The organism is Pseudomonas sp. VS40, assembly GCF_018587885.1.
In the GTDB taxonomy this organism is placed as follows: Bacteria; Pseudomonadota; Gammaproteobacteria; order Pseudomonadales; family Pseudomonadaceae; genus Aquipseudomonas; species Aquipseudomonas pergaminensis.
Window position 1 is genome coordinate 1 of the sequence record NZ_JAGYWD010000019.1, and the last position, 5537, is coordinate 5537.

Annotated in this window: 2 tRNA genes and 3 rRNA genes; all 5 read right to left on the reverse strand. The window is 50.9% G+C overall.

Features of this window, described 5'->3' with window-relative positions:
* Positions 1–49, reverse strand: a 5S ribosomal RNA gene (rrf, locus tag KHP07_RS30015); the annotation flags it as partial.
* 157 nt (positions 50–206) lie between these two features.
* Positions 207–3098, reverse strand: a 23S ribosomal RNA gene (locus KHP07_RS29375).
* A 249-nt stretch (positions 3099–3347) separates the two neighbouring features.
* Positions 3348–3423 (reverse strand) — tRNA-Ala (locus tag KHP07_RS29380).
* A gap of 30 nt (positions 3424–3453) precedes the next feature.
* Positions 3454–3530, reverse strand: a tRNA-Ile gene (locus KHP07_RS29385).
* 82 nt (positions 3531–3612) lie between these two features.
* Positions 3613–5149 (reverse strand): 16S ribosomal RNA (locus tag KHP07_RS29390).
* Between the last annotated feature and the right edge of the window lie 388 nt (positions 5150–5537).

A 5537-nucleotide genomic window follows, 5' to 3' on the forward strand; every position in this document is an offset into this window, starting at 1 on the left:
CTGAGTTCGGGATGGGATCAGGTGGTTCCAATGCTCTATGGTCGTCAAGAAATTCGGGTACTGAGTCGTGGCCAGCTGGCCTCGCTTCAGCAAATTGGGTATGTGATAGCTTTCGGTGTTTTGTGAACGTCGAACTTTCGGTTCATTTCGTCTTCACACACCGCAATCTGATGCTCGTTAGAGTAGTCAAATTGCTTGGGTGTTATATGGTCAAGCCTCACGGGCAATTAGTATTGGTTAGCTCAACGCCTCACAGCGCTTACACACCCAACCTATCAACGTCGTAGTCTTCGACGGCCCTTCAGGGAACTCAAGGTTCCAGTGAGATCTCATCTTGAGGCTAGTTTCCCGCTTAGATGCTTTCAGCGGTTATCTATTCCGAACATAGCTACCCGGCAATGCCACTGGCGTGACAACCGGAACACCAGAGGTTCGTCCACTCCGGTCCTCTCGTACTAGGAGCAGCCCCTCTCAAATCTCAAACGTCCACGGCAGATAGGGACCGAACTGTCTCACGACGTTCTAAACCCAGCTCGCGTACCACTTTAAATGGCGAACAGCCATACCCTTGGGACCGGCTTCAGCCCCAGGATGTGATGAGCCGACATCGAGGTGCCAAACACCGCCGTCGATATGAACTCTTGGGCGGTATCAGCCTGTTATCCCCGGAGTACCTTTTATCCGTTGAGCGATGGCCCTTCCATACAGAACCACCGGATCACTAAGACCTACTTTCGTACCTGCTCGACGTGTCTGTCTCGCAGTCAAGCGCGCTTTTGCCTTTATACTCTACGACCGATTTCCGACCGGTCTGAGCGCACCTTCGTACTCCTCCGTTACTCTTTAGGAGGAGACCGCCCCAGTCAAACTACCCACCATACACTGTCCTCGATCCGGATAACGGACCTGAGTTAGAACCTCAAAGTTGCCAGGGTGGTATTTCAAGGATGGCTCCACGCGAACTGGCGTCCACGCTTCAAAGCCTCCCACCTATCCTACACAAGCAAATTCAAAGTCCAGTGCAAAGCTATAGTAAAGGTTCACGGGGTCTTTCCGTCTAGCCGCGGATACACTGCATCTTCACAGCGATTTCAATTTCACTGAGTCTCGGGTGGAGACAGCGCCGCCATCGTTACGCCATTCGTGCAGGTCGGAACTTACCCGACAAGGAATTTCGCTACCTTAGGACCGTTATAGTTACGGCCGCCGTTTACCGGGGCTTCGATCAAGAGCTTCGCGTTAGCTAACCCCATCAATTAACCTTCCGGCACCGGGCAGGCGTCACACCCTATACGTCCACTTTCGTGTTTGCAGAGTGCTGTGTTTTTAATAAACAGTCGCAGCGGCCTGGTATCTTCGACCGGCATGAGCTTACGGAGCAAGTCCTTCACCCTCACCGGCGCACCTTCTCCCGAAGTTACGGTGCCATTTTGCCTAGTTCCTTCACCCGAGTTCTCTCAAGCGCCTTGGTATTCTCTACCCAACCACCTGTGTCGGTTTGGGGTACGGTTCCTGGTTACCTGAAGCTTAGAAGCTTTTCTTGGAAGCATGGCATCAACCACTTCGCTAACTAAAAGTTAGCTCGTCATCAGCTCTCGGCCTTAAGATCCCGGATTTACCTAAGATCTCAGCCTACCACCTTAAACTTGGACAACCAACGCCAAGCTGGCCTAGCCTTCTCCGTCCCTCCATCGCAATAACCAGAAGTACAGGAATATTAACCTGTTTTCCATCGACTACGCTTTTCAGCCTCGCCTTAGGGACCGACTAACCCTGCGTCGATTAACGTTGCGCAGGAAACCTTGGTCTTTCGGCGTGGGTGTTTTTCACACCCATTGTCGTTACTCATGTCAGCATTCGCACTTCTGATACCTCCAGCAAGCTTCTCAACTCACCTTCACAGGCTTACAGAACGCTCCTCTACCGCATCACTTACGTGATACCCGTAGCTTCGGTGTATGGTTTGAGCCCCGTTACATCTTCCGCGCAGGCCGACTCGACTAGTGAGCTATTACGCTTTCTTTAAAGGGTGGCTGCTTCTAAGCCAACCTCCTAGCTGTCTAAGCCTTCCCACATCGTTTCCCACTTAACCATAACTTTGGGACCTTAGCTGACGGTCTGGGTTGTTTCCCTTTTCACGACGGACGTTAGCACCCGCCGTGTGTCTCCCATGCTCGGCACTTGTAGGTATTCGGAGTTTGCATCGGTTTGGTAAGTCGGGATGACCCCCTAGCCGAAACAGTGCTCTACCCCCTACAGTGATACATGAGGCGCTACCTAAATAGCTTTCGAGGAGAACCAGCTATCTCCGAGCTTGATTAGCCTTTCACTCCGATCCACAGGTCATCCGCTAACTTTTCAACGGTAGTCGGTTCGGTCCTCCAGTTAGTGTTACCCAACCTTCAACCTGCCCATGGATAGATCGCCCGGTTTCGGGTCTATTCCCAGCGACTAGACGCCCTATTAAGACTCGCTTTCGCTACGCCTCCCCTATTCGGTTAAGCTCGCCACTGAAAATAAGTCGCTGACCCATTATACAAAAGGTACGCAGTCACAGAACAAAGTCTGCTCCCACTGCTTGTACGCATACGGTTTCAGGATCTATTTCACTCCCCTCTCCGGGGTTCTTTTCGCCTTTCCCTCACGGTACTAGTTCACTATCGGTCAGTCAGTAGTATTTAGCCTTGGAGGATGGTCCCCCCATATTCAGACAAAGTTTCTCGTGCTCCGTCCTACTCGATTTCATGACTAAGAGATTTTCGCGTACAGGGCTATCACCCACTATGGCCGCACTTTCCAGAGCGTTCCGCTAATCTCAAAGCCACTTAAGGGCTAGTCCCCGTTCGCTCGCCACTACTAAGGGAATCTCGGTTGATTTCTTTTCCTCAGGGTACTTAGATGTTTCAGTTCCCCTGGTTCGCCTCTTGCACCTATGTATTCAGTACAAGATAACCATCTTATGATGGCTGGGTTCCCCCATTCAGACATCTCCGGATCAAAGTCTGTTTGCCGACTCCCCGAAGCTTTTCGCAGGCTACCACGTCTTTCATCGCCTCTGACTGCCAAGGCATCCACCGTATGCGCTTCTTCACTTGACCATATAACCCCAAGCAATCTGGTTATACTGTGAAGACGACATTCGCCGAAAATTCGAATTTCTCAATTAAGAGAACTCACAAATTTTACCTTAGCCTGATCCGTTACCAGTGAAAGTAACGTTCAGTCTATCTTTCTATCACATACCCAAATTTTTAAAGAACGATCTAATCAAAGACTAGAAATCAACATTCACCATCGCTTGGATGGAATGCTCATTTCTAAGCTTTCAAAACTTTCAGAAGCAGTAGTGGTGGAGCCAAACGGGATCGAACCGTTGACCTCCTGCGTGCAAGGCAGGCGCTCTCCCAGCTGAGCTATGGCCCCGTATTTCTACAGGCGTTTCCCACACAAAATTGGTGGGTCTGGGCAGATTCGAACTGCCGACCTCACCCTTATCAGGGGTGCGCTCTAACCAACTGAGCTACAGACCCAATTTCGGGCTGCTTCTTATCGTCTTCTTCAATGAATCAAGCAATTCGTGTGGGAACTTATGGAGCAGCTGATGTCGTCGATTAAGGAGGTGATCCAGCCGCAGGTTCCCCTACGGCTACCTTGTTACGACTTCACCCCAGTCATGAATCACACCGTGGTAACCGTCCTCCCGAAGGTTAGACTAGCTACTTCTGGTGCAACCCACTCCCATGGTGTGACGGGCGGTGTGTACAAGGCCCGGGAACGTATTCACCGCGACATTCTGATTCGCGATTACTAGCGATTCCGACTTCACGCAGTCGAGTTGCAGACTGCGATCCGGACTACGATCGGTTTTATGGGATTAGCTCCACCTCGCGGCTTGGCAACCCTCTGTACCGACCATTGTAGCACGTGTGTAGCCCAGGCCGTAAGGGCCATGATGACTTGACGTCATCCCCACCTTCCTCCGGTTTGTCACCGGCAGTCTCCTTAGAGTGCCCACCATAACGTGCTGGTAACTAAGGACAAGGGTTGCGCTCGTTACGGGACTTAACCCAACATCTCACGACACGAGCTGACGACAGCCATGCAGCACCTGTCTCAATGTTCCCGAAGGCACCAATCTATCTCTAGAAAGTTCATTGGATGTCAAGGCCTGGTAAGGTTCTTCGCGTTGCTTCGAATTAAACCACATGCTCCACCGCTTGTGCGGGCCCCCGTCAATTCATTTGAGTTTTAACCTTGCGGCCGTACTCCCCAGGCGGTCAACTTAATGCGTTAGCTGCGCCACTAAAAGCTCAAGGCTTCCAACGGCTAGTTGACATCGTTTACGGCGTGGACTACCAGGGTATCTAATCCTGTTTGCTCCCCACGCTTTCGCACCTCAGTGTCAGTATTAGTCCAGGTGGTCGCCTTCGCCACTGGTGTTCCTTCCTATATCTACGCATTTCACCGCTACACAGGAAATTCCACCACCCTCTACCATACTCTAGTCAGTCAGTTTTGAATGCAGTTCCCAGGTTGAGCCCGGGGATTTCACATCCAACTTAACAAACCACCTACGCGCGCTTTACGCCCAGTAATTCCGATTAACGCTTGCACCCTCTGTATTACCGCGGCTGCTGGCACAGAGTTAGCCGGTGCTTATTCTGTCGGTAACGTCAAAATTGCAGAGTATTAATCTACAACCCTTCCTCCCAACTTAAAGTGCTTTACAATCCGAAGACCTTCTTCACACACGCGGCATGGCTGGATCAGGCTTTCGCCCATTGTCCAATATTCCCCACTGCTGCCTCCCGTAGGAGTCTGGACCGTGTCTCAGTTCCAGTGTGACTGATCATCCTCTCAGACCAGTTACGGATCGTCGCCTTGGTGAGCCATTACCCCACCAACTAGCTAATCCGACCTAGGCTCATCTGATAGCGCAAGGCCCGAAGGTCCCCTGCTTTCTCCCGTAGGACGTATGCGGTATTAGCGTCCGTTTCCGAACGTTATCCCCCACTACCAGGCAGATTCCTAGGCATTACTCACCCGTCCGCCGCTCTCAAGAGAAGCAAGCTTCTCTCTACCGCTCGACTTGCATGTGTTAGGCCTGCCGCCAGCGTTCAATCTGAGCCATGATCAAACTCTTCAGTTCAAACATCTTTGGGTTTTTAAGAAACCCTAAACTTGGCTCAGCAATCGTTGGTTACATCTTTGATTTCTCGCGGAGTAACTTGTGATGCTGATAATCTTGTTGACTATCAGTCTGACTCCACAAGCACCCACACGAATTGCTTGATTCAGTTGTTAAAGAGCGGTTGGTTAAGATCTTTCGTCTCAACCGAGGCGCGCATTCTACAGCAGCCTCATTTGCTGTCAAGTGATTATTTTCAGAAGTTTTCGAAGATTTCTTCAACAACTTCAACCACTTGCGCTTCCGATCTCTCGTTAGCGGGAGGCGAATTCTACAGCGTTACACGCTGCTGTCAACACCTCTTTTTCTCCGCTTTCGACCGAGAAGATCGAAACGTTAATAGAGCCAA